The sequence below is a fragment of the Qipengyuania aestuarii genome (assembly GCF_019711535.1).
Lineage (GTDB): Bacteria > Pseudomonadota > Alphaproteobacteria > Sphingomonadales > Sphingomonadaceae > Qipengyuania > Qipengyuania aestuarii.
On record NZ_JAIGNP010000003.1, the window covers coordinates 306,080 to 318,828 of the forward strand.

Annotated in this window: 14 protein-coding genes and 1 tRNA gene; 5 read left to right on the plus strand and 10 right to left on the minus strand. The window is 60.1% G+C overall.

Going from position 1 to position 12,749, the window contains the following annotated elements:
• Position 1 precedes the first annotated feature (1 nt).
• The 3 genes from K3175_RS11210 to K3175_RS11220 are packed head-to-tail and all read left to right on the plus strand — an operon-like array spanning position 2 to position 3,391.
• On the plus strand, positions 2-1,966 hold the full coding sequence (locus tag K3175_RS11210; RefSeq protein ID WP_221543472.1) for an AAA family ATPase: 1,965 nt from the start codon (positions 2-4) through the stop codon (positions 1,964-1,966).
• Positions 1,967-1,971: 5 nt separating this feature from the next.
• Positions 1,972-2,391 carry a hypothetical protein gene (locus K3175_RS11215; RefSeq protein ID WP_221543473.1) on the plus strand — a complete coding sequence of 140 codons (420 nt, stop codon included), beginning with the start codon at positions 1,972-1,974 and terminating at the stop codon, positions 2,389-2,391.
• Positions 2,375-3,391, plus strand: a complete 1,017-nt coding sequence (locus tag K3175_RS11220; protein ID WP_221543474.1) for a hypothetical protein — start codon at positions 2,375-2,377, stop codon at positions 3,389-3,391. The genes K3175_RS11215 and K3175_RS11220 overlap by 17 nt, the downstream gene beginning before the upstream one ends.
• 15 nt (positions 3,392-3,406) lie before the next feature.
• Here the strand turns inward: K3175_RS11220 and K3175_RS11225 are convergent, their stop codons facing one another.
• The 6 genes from K3175_RS11225 to K3175_RS11250 form a co-directional block, all read right to left on the minus strand.
• The gene (locus K3175_RS11225; RefSeq protein WP_221543475.1) at positions 3,407-3,946 is read right to left on the minus strand and encodes a hypothetical protein; all 540 of its coding nucleotides are present in this window, start codon (positions 3,944-3,946) and stop codon (positions 3,407-3,409) included.
• A 121-nt stretch (positions 3,947-4,067) separates the two neighbouring features.
• Positions 4,068-5,798 (minus strand): relaxase/mobilization nuclease domain-containing protein, encoded by a 1,731-nt coding sequence (locus K3175_RS11230; RefSeq protein WP_221543476.1) that lies wholly within the window; start codon positions 5,796-5,798, stop codon positions 4,068-4,070.
• A complete protein-coding gene (locus K3175_RS11235; protein WP_221543477.1) occupies positions 5,795-6,097 on the minus strand; it encodes a hypothetical protein in 303 nt (100 codons plus the stop codon). The genes K3175_RS11230 and K3175_RS11235 overlap by 4 nt, the downstream gene beginning before the upstream one ends.
• A gap of 210 nt (positions 6,098-6,307) precedes the next feature.
• Positions 6,308-6,949, minus strand: a complete 642-nt coding sequence (locus K3175_RS11240) for a hypothetical protein (protein WP_221543478.1) — start codon at positions 6,947-6,949, stop codon at positions 6,308-6,310.
• Positions 6,946-7,362 carry a hypothetical protein gene (locus K3175_RS11245; RefSeq protein WP_221543479.1) on the minus strand — a complete coding sequence of 139 codons (417 nt, stop codon included), beginning with the start codon at positions 7,360-7,362 and terminating at the stop codon, positions 6,946-6,948. Before K3175_RS11245 ends, K3175_RS11240 begins: the two co-directional genes overlap by 4 nt.
• Before the next feature lie 708 nt (positions 7,363-8,070).
• Positions 8,071-8,146 (minus strand) — tRNA-Trp (locus K3175_RS11250).
• Positions 8,147-8,235: 89 nt separating this feature from the next.
• Between K3175_RS11250 and aat the strand changes: the two genes are divergently transcribed.
• Complete coding sequence (aat, locus tag K3175_RS11255; RefSeq protein ID WP_221543480.1) at positions 8,236-8,919, plus strand: leucyl/phenylalanyl-tRNA--protein transferase; 684 nt, start codon at positions 8,236-8,238, stop codon at positions 8,917-8,919.
• On the opposite strand, the gene K3175_RS11260 is transcribed toward aat, so the two are convergent.
• The 4 genes from K3175_RS11260 to K3175_RS11275 are packed head-to-tail and all read right to left on the minus strand — an operon-like array spanning position 8,868 to position 10,849.
• A complete protein-coding gene (locus tag K3175_RS11260; RefSeq protein WP_221543481.1) occupies positions 8,868-9,353 on the minus strand; it encodes a DUF2155 domain-containing protein in 486 nt (161 codons plus the stop codon). The two genes, aat and K3175_RS11260, sit on opposite strands and share 52 nt — an antisense overlap.
• A gap of 2 nt (positions 9,354-9,355) precedes the next feature.
• Positions 9,356-9,751, minus strand: a complete 396-nt coding sequence (locus K3175_RS11265; protein ID WP_221543482.1) for an NADH:ubiquinone oxidoreductase subunit NDUFA12 — start codon at positions 9,749-9,751, stop codon at positions 9,356-9,358.
• Positions 9,752-9,803: 52 nt separating this feature from the next.
• Positions 9,804-10,295, minus strand: coding sequence for a DUF192 domain-containing protein (locus K3175_RS11270; protein ID WP_221543483.1), 492 nt, complete (start codon positions 10,293-10,295; stop codon positions 9,804-9,806).
• Entirely contained in the window at positions 10,271-10,849 is a 579-nt protein-coding gene (locus K3175_RS11275) for a regulatory protein RecX (RefSeq protein WP_221543484.1), read from the minus strand. The genes K3175_RS11270 and K3175_RS11275 overlap by 25 nt, the downstream gene beginning before the upstream one ends.
• Before the next feature lie 130 nt (positions 10,850-10,979).
• Between K3175_RS11275 and K3175_RS11280 the strand changes: the two genes are divergently transcribed.
• Entirely contained in the window at positions 10,980-12,713 is a 1,734-nt protein-coding gene (locus K3175_RS11280; protein ID WP_221543485.1) for a fatty acyl-AMP ligase, read from the plus strand.
• Positions 12,714-12,749 lie beyond the last annotated feature (36 nt).

Consider the following 12,749-nt stretch of genomic DNA (forward strand, 5'->3'; position numbering starts at 1 on the left):
CATGCTGCGCCTGACTAGCCTGCGCCTCACCAATTTCGGCCCCTTCAAGGGAGACCAGGTCATCGATTTTCCCGAAGAGGATGGCGTGGTCATCGTCTACGGCGAAAACATGCGGGGTAAGACTTCGCTACTCAATGCCATTCGCTTCGCCTTCTTCGGTCGCATCCTCGGGCGCGGCCGGCGCGATGCAGCCTTGCACAAGGTCGGCAATTGGGAAGAGGCCGCCGACAACCAGATCTACGGGTTCGAAGTCAGCTTGGACATGACCCACGCCGGTGCCCGTTACCGCCTGGTGCGCACCTTCAAGCCGCGCCCCGGGGTGACCGAACCCGAAGACGACGGCGATTACGTCCAGGACTATTTCCTCGAACGCGACGGCATCGTCCTCGGCCGGCATCAGTCGAAGATCGAGCTCGAACGAATCCTGCCCGAGCAGATCGCGCGCTTCTTCCTCTTCGACGGCGAGCTGCTGCAGGAATACGAAGATCTGCTCATCGCCGAGAGCGACATGGGTCCCAAGATCAGCGAGGCGATCGAACGGATCCTCGGTATGCCGGTGTTGACCGAAACGCGCGACAGCCTGACCGCCGCCAAGGAGCGCGCCGAAAACCGTCACGCTCGCGCTGCGCAAGGCGATCAGAAGACGCGCGAATTTGGTAATCAGCTCGCCGCTCTGCAAAGCGAACGCGGCGTCCTTCAAACCGACCTCGAACGCCAGGAAAAGGACCTCGACGGGCTCAAGATGCGCAAGACCGCGCTCGAGGAATCGATGCGCAAGATGCAGCGCGTCACCGCGCTGTTCGACAAGCGCGACGCACTCGTTGACGACATTGACAAGCTCAAGCTCCGGGTGACGGAGAAGAAGGAACGACTTTCCGGCTCGATGAGCGCGGCGTGGTGTTCGCTTCTCAGCGAAAGGATGCGCGCGGCCCTCGTCGAGATGAAGGCGCGCGAGACCCAGCTGCAGACCGCGCTGATCCGGACGAGCGTCCTAGCCTCACTGTCGGCGGAAGGGGAGACCTCCTGTCCGGCCTGCCTGCAACCTGTCTCCGAAGACGCGCGGCACCGCGTCCAGGAATCGCTCGCCCAGCACGGTGGTTCCGCAGGCGCTGACGAGGAGCGTGAGTTGGCCGCCGTCCGGCGCCGCATTGCCGCGCTCGAGCAGTTCATCGGCGACGCCAATCCGCAGGCGCTGCGGCTCGAATGGGATAGCATCAGCCAAGACGAGCGCGAGATCTACGCCAAGGGCAACGAGATCAAGGTTATCGATACCCAGATCGAGGATGTCGACGAAGAAGCGGTCCGGCGTATCCGCATGGACCTGGAAAGCGCAATCAGGCAGATTTCGCTGCTCGAGCAGGGGCTCAACAAGACCCGCGAGTCCTTGCACCAGAACGGCGTTTATCGCGACAACCTGCAGCGCAAGCTAGACAAGTTTTCAGGCTCGAGCTTCGATGTCGAACGCAAGCGGCGCGACCTTGCCGCCGACCTCGAGACACTCTTCACCAAAGGCATCGACATCTTCCGCGAGCAACTTCGCCGGAAGGTCGAGGCTGACGCCACGACGCATTTTCTGCAGCTGACCTCCGAACCCGACTACGCTTCGCTGCAAATCAACGACAGCTATGGTCTGACGATCGTGCACAAGGACGGCAGCGAAATCCCTGTGCGTTCGGCGGGCGCGGAACACATTGTCGCGCTATCGCTAGTCGGCGCTTTGCAGAACAACGCGCCGCTGCGCGGACCGATCATTATCGATTCGCCCTTCGGGCGTCTCGATGCGACCCACACCGATAAAACCGTGGCAGCTTTACCGACGATGGCCGGCCAGGTCGTGCTGCTTGTCTACGAGGACGAACTCGCGCCAGCGCGCGCGCGGGCCGGCCTCAAGGGGCAGCTGAAAAGTGAATGGAAGCTGGAGCGCCGCTCCGCGCGCCATACCGAACTCAAGCCGCGAAAGGACTGATGACCATGGCGAAGGAAAAAACGAGTCTGAAGGCGGGGAGCGACAAGCGGACGATCGGCATCACCCGCGCTAACGAGCACAGCCTGGCCGCGCTGGTCGAGGCCGGCGGGTTCGGCTCTGAGCTCGACGCCGCTAAATTCGCGATGGCCCACGCGATCGAGCAGGGAACCGAGGTCGGTTCCGCCGATGGTGCCAATACCAAGTGGAATGTCGGCACGGTCGATTCCGATGGCGGTCTTCGCGCGCTGGTAGAGGCAGTCTACGGTGTGATTGCCGAACCTTACCGGTTGATTGAATATCTGATTAATGAAGGCTTGCGCTTGCTCGACAGCGGTGATGTTCCGCCCAATGTCCTGAAACTTATCCCGGTGCGGGGAACACGTGCCGCCTCCGAGGTCGGTGACGATAATGGCACGGCTGAGTAAGGCCAAGCTCTTCGCGCAGGTCGTTTCCGCGATCGAAGCGGATGGTTGGACGGTGAGCATGCTGTCGGGCGCGAGGGAGCACCCTTGCCGCTTTCGCATGGCGAAGGGAGCCGTGGCCAGAACGGTACGCCTCTACATTTGGAACTTAACACATGGCGGGGGGGCAAAGCGTCCAAGGAGCGAATTTCGCATCCAAATCACCAATGTTGGGCAATTCCAACCCGAGCCCGAGGGGCTGACGCTCATCATGGGATGGAGCGGCGACTTCAATGCGTTCGCGGCCTTCGACGTCGCCCATCACGCGCGAGCCTTGGGCGCCTCGCCGTCGATCCAAATCAGTGCCACCACTCTGCGCGAAGCTGAAAAGTCGGGGGCGGCCACCCAACCTAAGGGCAATCAAGAGATTGCCGTCGCGGTACGCCCGGACAGACTTATCGCCTACCTCAACAATTTCGACGCTGCGCACCGCGGAAAAATTGACGATGTCGCTGATTCTCCGATCGACCAGATCGACTTCACCGCCCTAACTGCACCCGGTCGCCAACTACAGTTCGGAACGGTTGCCGAGCTCCGGCAGCGCAAGACCGTCCTCGCCCGCCTGGCCGCACTCGAATGCGAGCTCGAGGCCATTCGGCCCCACATTTGCATGCTGGGTCATAACCAGCCGCCTGAAGCCCTTTCCCCCGATCTCGGCGTTCTGATCGGCGAAGTTCGCGAGGCCAGCGAAAGCGTGCGCGCCGAATTTGCGGAGGATATGCCCGACACGCAAGCGGTCGCACGAGGCGCTTCCAAGCTGCAGCGGGTGGCAAACCTCTTGCGCAAGGCACAGGAGGAAGCCAAGAACCTTGGCAAGGCGATCAAAGATAAGGCGAGGGAAAAGATAGCCGAGGGCGTGATGGCCGCTGCCGGCGGTGGCTTCTTGTATCGCAACGAGATCCTTGAAGGCATCGAATCAACGATTCGGACGATTGCCCACTGGTTCCACCTCATCAGCCCCTGATATCTTCGAGCCCGCCTAATAGCCTATAACGATCATGCCGTATGGCATACGCAACCGGCTATGCCCAAAAAGGGCGTCAGCCACAGCGCAGGCATTTTCATAGTCTTTGCTGACGACTGTGCGGCCCAAGCTCTTACGGCGGTAGCCGTTGGGGACGGCGAGAACCAGGTGATCGAGGTTCACCATGACTAGTGCCTGGATCATATCGCGATAGACGGCATTGCCCAACCATGCCCGACCGGCCTCCACTTCTAGTCCGCACCGCCAGATCGGATGAAAGGCATCGACTTCATATTGCAGCGCAGGCACCCCATTTTCGCCGAAAAAGACGGGTCGCTTGATCTTGTCCGCGCCCGTCTTGCCCTGCTCCACATCGAAGCCGAGTGCCTCGAGATCTTGCCGGAGGAGAACGAGAACGGAATCGCTGGTTAACCCTTTTTCCCGACCGAGCGTCGCAATCGTCGCTTCGTGCAACTCAAACACTTCGATTAACGACGAGGTGAATTCCGGCGGAGGCTCGGTACGGGGAAAGGTCGAGAACCGGATCGTAGACATCGCGGCGGTTTATACCTGTCTTCGCTTGCGTGAAAGAAAGGGTTGATGGCGCGTGATTACGGTCCTGCGCGCGCGTCAGATCATTTTAGATCATAGTCGCTTTTATGTGTATAGCAGATAATCAACGAGTTAAATCCGATCCGGACCAGATCGGATCTGCGCCGCGACCGCGCCGTATAGTTTTGTTATCGGTAACATTATTTGTTTCAACGGAGATGGGAACGGACGTCGGCATTTCGTTATTCGGCTTGAAATTCGAGTCTGCGGACCGTGCCGCGATTTGCGAAATGGCATCGTGCCGGATTACTACCACACCGAGATCCGATGCCAGTTTCTGAGCTCTTCTTATTTCTCGATCGCTAAAGCCGGATCCGCTGACAACAGTCGCCCCCCTAACGGACAGTAGGGTGAGCGCTTTGCGCATTTCTTCGTCCGATGCTCTGCCGACCAAGACCACCTTTCTGCCGAAATCGACAATCTTGCAGCCGGGTTCTGACCCGCGCCGATAGTAGATATCTCGGTTTCGTAAAGATCGCACACCGTAAAATTGATCCGGGAATGTGTTTCGTGGCGAAGAAGCGAAAGGTCGGCCTCCCTCTAGAATGCGGGCTCCCACATGGGTGAAAAGCACTTCGCCAATGTCCGGCGGTAGAGCGCCGCTCGTCCATTCGTCATACGTGGGAAACGCACATGCTGTGCGCGCCGCCAATAACCCTGCCCTGTAGTCCGGTCCGCCAGGCAACGACGAGCGCACGTTCCGCATCATGGCGTTCAAACGATCCTGGTATCGAGATTTGGCAGTGGCATACTTCGGCCTGCCGGGCTCGCCGTCAATTGGCTGAGACTGCGGCGAACGCGTAACTTGGCTGTCCTCAACGGCGAGTTTTCCGTACTTCCGTTCCAAAGCTTTCCAACCCCACCCTCGAACCACAGATGCTTTCACGCTTTCTATGCGTTTATTCCCTTGCTGATCCTCGCTGTGAACTAGGTAGGCAGCACCCCGATGCGCGCGGCGTAGCTCAATTCCATGTTTGGCAAGTGCCGCTAGAAAACTCGGCTGATCGCTATGCTGCGTGATCAGTTCGGGGACAACCTTACGTACGAGGCGCTCGGCCGATACATAGCCATGTTGGCGTTCGACCTTGCGACCAGCAGCGGAAATTTCTGGGTGATGAAAATATCCATCCGGCCATTGCCGTGGATCGTGTGCTGGACCGACATCGGTCGTGCCATCAAGTATCAGCCGGCCGTCGACCACCTGCCATCTGGCGTTCTCTTCGCGCTGCCAATCGAAACGATCTTCCATCACGGCCATCGCCTGATGACCGCGGATGATGTCGAAATGCGGCAAGCTCACAATTTCGCCAGTTTCGATATCGACTCTGACGATTATCAGGTGGAAGTGGTCATAATCGGTGTCGGAATGGACGGCGCCGATGACGGGGCACTTGCCGACGCCGAGAGCCTCCACAAGGATTTCGACTGCTTCCTCGAAATTTCCGAGAAGGTCATCGCCTTGCTGCACACTCACGATGACATGCTCGACAACACCGTCGCCAGCATCCGCCTCTTCCATAAGGGCGGCCATCTCGGCCGACATCATATCCGGGTTGTCTGTAAGGACATTGCGTACGAGCGTCGCCGCTACCTCTTCACGATGCTCGTCACGCCGGACATAGCGCATGAGGTCTTGGTGGTAGCTGTTTATAGCACTCTCCATCGACGCACGAGCCAATGCTTTGAGGTCCGCTCGCCATACGTAGTGGATCAGCGCACTTGTCTTTCCGCGCAGGCGCGAGATATCCGTCGCGCGCGAAGCTTCCGGTGACTCACATTTGTGATAGATCGTCATGACGAGACCTGCTTCGAAGACGCCGGCTGGCTCGGCTCGACAATACGAAGGGCGTCAGCAAGCAATGCTGTAGCATCGGCAGCTCGGTCATCGGGCAGTCCGCCAGCGATTGCCTTATGGATCGCCCGGATAATCTTGCCGATGGCCACGCGCTCCACGGTCCTGTCGGCGGTGTCCAGGTTCAGCGCCGATCGGCGGACGTAATCGCCAACGGAGATTGCCCCGGCCTTATCCTTGATGAACCTATATTCCTGCGCGGAAAGCCGGAAGGAAACGACGTTTGGTCTGCTGATAGCCATGCTTACACTCCTTGGGATGCGAAAAGGCGAAGCCTCCGAGCATCGGTTGTGTAAACAACCATCATCCTGCGTACTTTTTGGAGCAATCCCGTAATTTCAGGTATTTAATGCGAACGGCAGGATCCAATGGGACCCTGCCGTCAATTGATCTGGCAATGTGTTGGCAATTGCGTGGCAGCAATTAGCCGGACTATGCCGGCAACGATCTGGTCAAGGCCGATCGAGTATTGACCGGACGGTTTCGCTGCGACGACTATGGTCGATAGAGACCTGCATCCAGACGCCCAATGCTTCATCATCCAGATAGGTCAGGATGGGGCGTCCCGGCTGATCGAGGAAGTTGTCCGGCCGACGCATCACGCACGGCAGACGATGCTTGAAGCGCAGCAGCATGAGATCGAATTGAAAGGCTGGAAGGACGCTGACCTCTACGCGCCCGAGCATGAGGGCATCATCTTCGACAGCTGAGGAGTGCAGGAGCGTTCCACCCTCCATGGTGAAAATGAACAGGCGTATCCCCCGCAGCGCGGCCTCGTTGCGTATCTGATCGAGAATAGGCGAGCTTGCCGCGAGGTTATCAAGGTCGACGGGAACGTCAACGAGCAGGACATCGCCCAGCTTTGCCGCACGCTCGGCAAAGCCGTCGATACGCTGAGGAGAAATGATGCGTACGTCAGCACCTTCGACGTGCTTGAGATAACTCCCGTGCGCTTCGATGCTGGCTAGAACCGCAGGTATGCCGTCGGTGTCGGCGACAGCTTTCAGCATGCGGATCGGCATGGCCGAGTATACGTCGGCCTGAGCGCGAACGTTCAGCACGATCGTATGAAGCTGGACAGCGCCCCTGGTCATATCACGTCTCCTTCATAGACCGTGTTGTCGTACGGGACTTCGACTGCACCAGTCCTGTGCTCGGCCAATTCCCTTTCCGACGGGTTGTCCTCGGCTCTCGAAGTATCGAAAGCACCTGCGGTGTGATCGACGGGATTGCTCCACGGCCCGAGGACGGCGGCAATCGCTTTCCTCAGAGTGTCGGGCTTGTGGTTTTCACCACCGATTGCGAGCAGCAGGAGCACGGCGTCCTCCTGCTTGTAGCCCGCTTCACGCAGCTGCCGGATCACCGGCTCATTATTGAGCACGAGATCGACCGCTCGCGGCTTGGAGCGGGCCGGCTTTCCGAGGGCCTTGCGCTGACGGCGGATAATCTCTTCGGCATCTGGCATCGTAATGCGGCTGTTGGCCGACCAACTGGCGGAGACTTTCATGCCCGAGCCTCCCAACGTTGCTGCTGCGGATCCAGTTTTGATGACGAAGCGCCGCAGGACGGCACAGTCTTGGCAGTGTGCATGTACATCTTCCTAACGCCAGTATTGGGGCGCGACCATCGCAGCATGAGTGCTGGCCCAAAACTTGTAGTAAGAGGAAAGGATGATCAGTAACGGGAACTCACCGACAAGGGCCAAAGTTACATGTTTTTCGTAACTAGAAGTGAGGATCACCAACGCCGACTGCTGCTTAACTGCCTGATAATATACAGTTATCTTCGTTCATTTGCGTATGCGGAAATGTCCGAAATTTCGGCATATTTGATTACTCAGAACGTGGGGTTCCGCCTTCGTTGGCCGGTATTACTGGTGGTGATGACCTCGGGAATGCCAGCCGAGTGCCAAAGCGATATGCATCCCGAGAAGCCAGTATGAAAGGCTCGGGAGGGGTCACCATTCTCGCCTCATGAAAGAAGCGCAGGTAGCGGTAATCACTCTCCGCCCGAACATCCCCTAGTGCGAAGTCACCGCACGTGGCGCCGGTTGGAAACTATCGGGCAAAGACGAAGGACCCACTTGCATCCCGACTCAAGCCGATTCATGGTGTCCGCATCACGGCCGCGACGAGGTGCCACGACAGGGTACCACGCGGTTTTGACTCGCAGGGAAACCTGAAGCTTTTCAGGTACTTGGACCATCTCGAAGAAGTGGCAGGGGTGACAGGATTCGAACCCGTGGCCCTCGGTTTTGGAGACCGATGCTCTACCAGCTGAGCTACACCCCTGCAGCCTTAAGACGGCGCGCATTAGTATGGGTAGCGCGAGTTGGCAAGATGCGTATCGCACCTGCGTGCAAACTGTTAGAGATATTGCCATGCATGCGCCCACACCCGACCTGATTCCGGTAGAGCTGCTTTTACGCGCCTATCGCAGCGGGGTCTTCCCAATGGCGGATCACCGCAACGACCGGGAAGTCTATTGGGTCGAACCGCGGGAACGGGCCATTATCCCCCTGGATGGGTTCCATATCTCGCGCAGTCTGCGTAAGGTTATCCGGCAGGACCGCTTCCGGGTGAGCTGTGATGAGAATTTCGCCGCTGTCATCGCAGCCTGCGCCCAGCCGCGCGAGGAAATGTCCGAAAGCTGGATCAGCCACCAGATAGAGGCGAGCTATATTGCCCTGCACGAGGCTGGACATGCCCATTCGATAGAGGTCTGGGATGGTGATGCCTTGGTCGGCGGCCTGTACGGCGTCGCGTTCGACCGGGTGTTCTGCGGGGAAAGCATGTTCAGCCGCGCTACCAACGCCAGCAAGGTGGCTCTTGCCTGGTTGGTTTCGGCCATGCGCAACGCCGGTTACGCGCTTCTGGACTGCCAGTTCATGACCGGCCATCTGGGATCGATGGGAGCGGTAGCCATGCCGCAATCGGCCTATCTCGAACGGCTGCTTTCAGCGCGGGGGCGCCCGCAGACGAGTCTGCCGCAGGCCGTCGCTGAAACGCTGGCTCACTCTTCCCCGGGAAAATCCATTGCGCAGGATTTGACCCAGACGTCGTAGATTGGATGTTCGACGACATTGAGGGCCGGCTTGTTCTTGAACAGCCAGCCCGAGAAGACCTTGCGAAAACTGTCTTCGGTCCCGCGCTCGCGCACCAAGACCTGCACGAAGGCGCCCTCGTCCCTCTCGAACTCCCACGGCGCGGTCCGTTCGCAGGCACGCAAGCGAACGATCACATCGCCCACGCGGCGCTGTTCGCCGGGCTTCAGTTCGAGCTCTTCGCTCAGATTGTTGCGCTTGTTCAGCAGGCCGATGGTGGCGACACGCTCTTCCATGGGCGTGCCGATCCCGGCTTCGTCGCCCGCGATCTCGGGCAGGTCGACGCTTTCGAGTTCTTCGGGGATCTGCGTCTGCGTCGGTGTCGGCTCGGGCGGATCGTCCGAACAGGCGACCACCATCGTCACCGCCACGAGAAGCGCGACCGAGCGAAACATTTTCAAGCGTCCGGCGACCAGGCTTCGTAATCGCCCACCGCACGCGCCCGTTTGCCGCCCCGTTCCAAAGCGCCCTGCGGACGATAGGCCGTCGCCGTGCCGGTGGCGTTGGGAGTGTAATCGGTTTCCCAGATGCGCGCGGGCGGCAGGTTGCTTTGGGGAATATCGTCGAATGCGCCGTGCAGCCAGCCATGCCATTCGCTCGGCACGCGGCTCGCGTCATTGGCGCCTTCGTAGATCACCCAGCGGCGTTCGCGCTGCCCCTTCTTCGGCTTGGACCGGAAATAGGCGTTGCCCTGCGCGTCGGTGCCGACCTGTTCGCCGTTGCGCCAGCTCCATAGGTGCGTGCCGATGGTGGCACCGTTCCACCAGGTGAAGATTTTTCCGAGGAAACTCATGGTCGCGCGCCTAGCCGATTCGCGCCCCTGCGCCAAGCGTCTCGTGCGCAGCTCACCAGCTTACCCGATCGCCCGGTTCGATGCCGAGTTCGGCTGCGCGCCCGCCGGCAATTTCCAGCACCGCGCTGGCCGAGCCCACCGAATATACCTGCTTTTCCGAATAGGGTTCGGTCATCGCGGCGATATTCGAGATGCGTCCGTCAAGCCCAACGAAGATGATATCGAGCGGGATCGGGGTGTTCTTCATCCAGAAGGCTCGCGCGGTCGGCTGGTCGCTGGGAAAGATCATGGCTTCATCGGGGCCCAGCTCGGTCCGGTACATCAGGCCTTGGGCCTGACTTTGCGGGGTGTTGGCCAGTTCCGCCCTGAATTCGTGCGAGCCGTCCGGACCCGCCACGACCACCGGCACGATGGCGAGGCCCGATACCGGATGCGCGGCCACCTCACCCTGCCCGCCCTGGACCTCGGCATCGGCCGCAGGCGAGCAGCCCGCGATCAGCGCAGTCGCGACGAGAGAGATCAGTCCCGTGCTTCCTCGACCCATTCTTCCAACTCCCCGATGTCCGCAATCTCGACCACGCGCCGCGCGTGGTCGAAGGAATGACCTGCCCGCAATATCGCGGCAAGCTGCTTTTCGCGCCGCTTGTGCGATTCTTCCGTCCCCTCGCCCGCCACCAGCGCTGCGAAGGGCCCAAACCGCCGGCGCTTGGCATAGGCGAGCACAGCACTGCGGGCCGCCCATTCGCCGGGCGCATTAGCCTGCCGCAGATCTTCTTCCAGCCCGTCCGCCCGCAGCTTTTCCTCGACCCGCCGCGCGCCATAGCCGCGTGCAAGCAGCCCGCTGGCCTTCATGCGCGCATACGCCTCGTCGTCGACATAGCCCTTCTCGCCAAAGCGCTCCACCAGGCCGGCCACATCCGGCTCCCCTTCACCCTCCCAGCCGCGCTCGCGCAGCTTGCGCCGCAGATAGGTTTCGAGCTTGCCCGACGAGGTGGCGAAGCGGGCGACATAATGGAGCGCAAGGTCGTTCAGCCGCACGCGGTCGAGCGGTTTAGGTGTGCGACGAGTGCGCCTGCGTGTTGCATGACCATCAGCCATCGGCCATATTCGTGCCACAAACCTTATCGAATGGGAAAGTTTGATAAGCAGCCGCACCAGATTTCGCGGTAGCTTTTCCGACGAGGGTCGCCTTCTAGGGCATTGTTTTCAAAAGGTTACAAGAGAAAATATGACCGACGCCGTTTTGACGCCGACGCCAAATGATTGCGATCTACCCCGCCGCCGGAGCGATTTTGCGACGTTCAACGAAGCTGTCGACTATGCCGCGCGCAGCGAAAAGGGGCTTAATTTTCACGATATGCGTGGCTCTCTGGAGCGCGTTTATCCGTTTTCGGAAATGCGCGATGATGCCCGCGCATTGGCCTACAAGCTGGTCGCCGCCGGGATCGGCAAGGACGACCGCGTAGCTCTGGTCGCGGAGACCAGCCCGGAATTTGCGGCCCTGTTCTGCGCCTGCATCTATGCCGGTGCCTGGCCCGTGCCGCTGCCGCTGCCGACCACCTTCGGCGGCAAGGACAGCTATATCGACCAGCTTTCCGTTCAGCTGGAAAGCAGCGATCCCAAGATCCTTCTCTATCCGCCGGACATCGCCGAAATGGCCAAGGCGGCGGCCGACAAGCAGGGATGTGATGGCGAAAGCTGGGATGTCTTCGCACACCGCGAAGGGCCCGAAGTCGAGCTGCCCGAGGCCAAGCCCCACGATATCAGCTATCTGCAATATTCGAGCGGATCGACCCGCTTCCCCACCGGCGTCGCCGTGACGCACGAAGCGCTGCTCCACAATCTGCGCGGCCACGCCGAAGCCACAGATATCGGCGCCGGCGAGCGCGTGGTGAGCTGGCTGCCATGGTATCACGACATGGGCCTGGTGGGCTGCCTGCTGTCCCTCATCGCCAATCAGGTCAGCGGCGATTACCTCAAGACCGAACATTTTGCGCGCAGGCCGCTCGCATGGCTCGATCTCATCAGCCGCAACAAAGGCAATTCGCTCAGCTATTCACCCACTTTCGGTTACGATATCTGCGCGCGCCGCATTTCCAGCCAGAGCAATGTCGCCGAACGCTTCGACCTGTCGCGCTGGCGCACGGCCGGCAACGGGGCCGACATGATCCGCCCCGACGTGATGCAGAATTTCGTCAACGCCTTTGCCGATGCCGGTTTCAAGGCGACGGCCTTTACGCCCAGCTACGGCCTGGCCGAGGCAACTCTGGCCGTTACCGTCATGCCGCCGGGCGAAGGCATCCGCGTCGAACTGGTCGAGGAAGAACGCCTGTCCGGTCGCCCGCGCGATCTCTCGCGTCCGGCCCGCTATCGCGCCATCGTCAATTGCGGCAAGGCGCTACCCGGCATGGAAGTGGAAATCCGCGGCGAAAACGGGGATGCCCGCGGCGATCACCAGATCGGCAAGGTCTGGTGCCGCGGCAAGAGCGTGATGCATTCCTATTTCCGCAACGAGGAAGCGACCGAGGAATGCCTCGTGGATGGCTGGCTCGACACGGGCGATATGGGCTATCTTGCGGATGGCTATCTGTTCATCGTCGGCCGCGCGAAGGACATGATCATCATCAACGGCAAGAACCACTGGCCGCAGGACATCGAATGGGCGGTCGAACAGCTGCCCGGCTTCAATCATGGCGATATCGCTGCCTTTTCGATCGAAACCGAAAATGGCGAAGAAGCGCCCGCCGTGCTGGTGCATTGCCGCGTCTCCGAACCAGATGAGCGGATCAAGCTGCGCGACCAGATCGCCGACAAGGTTCGCGGCGTAACCGGAATGAGCTGCGTGGTCGAACTGGTGCCCCCGCGTACCCTGCCGCGAACCAGTTCGGGCAAGCTGAGCCGGGCGAAGGCAAAAAGGCTCTATCTCTCGGGTGAAATACAGCCCCTCGACCTGGCCGCGTAAGGTTGGGGACGCATTTCATAAGAAAAACTTCATATT